Annotated in this window: 2 protein-coding genes and 1 pseudogene; 2 read left to right on the forward strand and 1 reads right to left on the reverse strand. The window is 76.5% G+C overall.

The window, feature by feature from the left end:
- Positions 1-394 (forward strand): annotated as a pseudogene (locus HUW36_RS32690) (DICT sensory domain-containing protein); the annotation flags it as partial.
- A gap of 4 nt (positions 395-398) precedes the next feature.
- Here the strand turns inward: HUW36_RS32690 and HUW36_RS32695 are convergent.
- The gene (locus HUW36_RS32695; protein WP_174531567.1) at positions 399-1,055 is read right to left on the reverse strand and encodes a nitroreductase family protein; all 657 of its coding nucleotides are present in this window, start codon (positions 1,053-1,055) and stop codon (positions 399-401) included.
- A gap of 86 nt (positions 1,056-1,141) precedes the next feature.
- Here HUW36_RS32695 and HUW36_RS32700 point away from each other — a divergent pair.
- Positions 1,142-1,500 (forward strand): helical backbone metal receptor (locus HUW36_RS32700; RefSeq protein WP_217428922.1); only part of this gene is annotated, 359 nt, incomplete at its 3' end.

The following is a 1,500-nucleotide window of genomic DNA, read 5'->3' on the forward strand; positions in this document are numbered from 1 at the left end:
GCTGGTCGGCCTGCGGGTGGACGAGCCGGCCGGCGCGCCGGAACGCTTCGGCCGGCGCAGCGTCGCCCGGGAGGGTCAGGCCGTCCTCGCCGCGGTCACCGGCGTGCTGCGCCCGATCGACCGGGCGGTCCGCGTCGCCGACAACGAGTTCCAGCTCGTGCTGCCGGCGCTCGGCGAGCCGGAGGCGCTGGCCGTGGTGGCGCGGCTGCACGAGGCCATCGGTGAGCTGGCCCGGTCGTACCCGTTCCTCGCGTACACCGTGCACGCGGCCGTGGCGGTGACCACCCGGCGGCCGCTGCCCACGGCGGACCTGCGGGCCGCGGTGGAGTGGGCGGTGCGACAGGGCGTGCCGGTGGCGGGCCTGGAGCCGGAGACCACGCCGGCCGGGCGTTGACCGGTCAGCGCCAGACCACCACCTCGGTCGGCGACTTGCGGTCGATGTCGGGCACGGTCGCGTCGGGCGCGGGATAGCCCACCGGGATGATCAGGTTGCCCCGCTCCTCGGCCGGCCGGTCGAGCAGCTCGTTGAGGAAGCGCATCGGGCTCGGCGTGTGGGTGAGCGTGGCCAGCCCGGCGTGGTGCAGCGCGGCGAGCAGGAAACCGACGGCGATCCCCACCGACTCCTTGACGTAGTAGGGCCGGGGCGACCCGGGCCCGCGGTGCACCTCGAAGACCACGATCACCGCCGGCGCGGTCTCCAGGAACGGCTTGCTGGCGTCGGTGCCGAGCGGGGCCAGCGCGGACAGCCACTCCTCCGGGGCGCGGCGCTCGTAGAAGACGCGTTCCTCGGCCTCCGCAGCGGCCCGCAGGCGTCGCTTCAGCGCCGGGTCGGTCACCACGACGAACCGCCACGGCTGCCGGTTCGCCCCGCTCGGCGCCGACGCGGCGGCCCGCAGCGCCTCGGCCAGCACACCGGGCGGGACCGGCCGGTCGCTGAAGTCGCGTACGGTGCGTCGACGGACCAGTTCGTCGGCGAACTCGCGGGCCCGGGGCAGCGCCTCGGCCGGTGGGACGCCGTAGTGGGGTGCCGGCAGAGCGGCGGGGCGGGGAGGCATCCGCTCATTGTCGGCCGGTCCGCGGGCACCGGCCACCCGACCGGTGGCCGTCGATGCGCCGGGACGGCGGTACGAGGAGGACGATCGTGCGCGTGGTGTCGCTGGTTCCCTCGCTGACCGAGGCGGTCGCGGCGACCCGCCCGGAGGTGCTGGTCGGTGCGACCGACTGGTGCACCCACCCGGACGGGCTGGACGTGGCCCGGGTCGGCGGGACGAAGTATCCCGACCTGGACCGCGTCCTGGCGCTCGCGCCCGACCTGGTGCTGCTGAACGAGGAGGAGAACCGCCTCGCCGACGCGGAGGCGCTGCGCGCGGCCGGGGTGCCGGTCCGGGTCACCTTCCCGCGTACCGTGCCGGAGGCCCTCGACCAGCTCGCCGAGCTGGTCGTCGCGCTCGGCGTGCCGGTCGAGCCGCCGTGGCTGCGTGCGGCCCGCCGGGCGTGGGC

It is taken from the genome of Micromonospora maritima (assembly GCF_902825405.1).
Classification (GTDB): domain Bacteria; phylum Actinomycetota; class Actinomycetes; order Mycobacteriales; family Micromonosporaceae; genus Micromonospora; species Micromonospora maritima.